At 59.1% G+C, this 596-nt stretch carries 1 protein-coding gene; it reads left to right on the forward strand.

Annotation, left to right across the window (positions count from 1 at the left end; all coding sequences use genetic code 11):
• The coding region (locus ACQV2Q_RS08910; protein WP_428882521.1) for a DNA cytosine methyltransferase at positions 1-596 on the forward strand (596 nt) is incomplete at both ends.

Below are 596 nucleotides of genomic sequence, written 5' to 3' on the forward strand. Positions count from 1 at the left end.
CGGCCTTGCCTGGTTCTCTCCCGATTGCAAGCATTTCAGCAAGGCCAAGGGTGGCAAGCCGGTCGAGCGCAATATCCGTGACCTCGCTCACATCATTCCGTTCTGGGTCGAACGTGTCCAGAAAAGCGGCGGCAAGATCGACGTTATCATCATGGAGAACGTCGAGGAATTTGCGACGTGGGGGCCGCTCGTCCAGACCGAAAGGGGATTGATGCCGGATCCGGAGCGGAAAGGTGAAACCTTCCAGCAATGGTGCAAGAAGCTTCGCCGCCTCGGGGGAAAGCTGGAGAAGCGGGAATTGCGTGCCTGCGATTATGGCGCGCCCACGATCCGCAAGCGCCTCTTTGTGATCATCCGTTTCGACGGCCAAAAGATCATCTGGCCGGAACCGACGCACGGTGCGCCCGATGATCCGGATGTGATTGCCAGTCGTAAACTGCCATGGCGCACCGCGGCGGAATGCATTGACTGGTCGATCCCGTGCCCGTCGATCTTCGATAGCTCGGCCGATATCGCCGAGAAACACGGACTGAAGGCAATCAGGCCTCTGGCGGATAATACCATGGCTCGCGTCGCGCGCGGCATGAAACGTTATG

This window comes from Facklamia sp. P12950, from assembly GCF_050409465.1.
Taxonomy (GTDB): domain Bacteria; phylum Bacillota; class Bacilli; order Lactobacillales; family Aerococcaceae; genus Facklamia.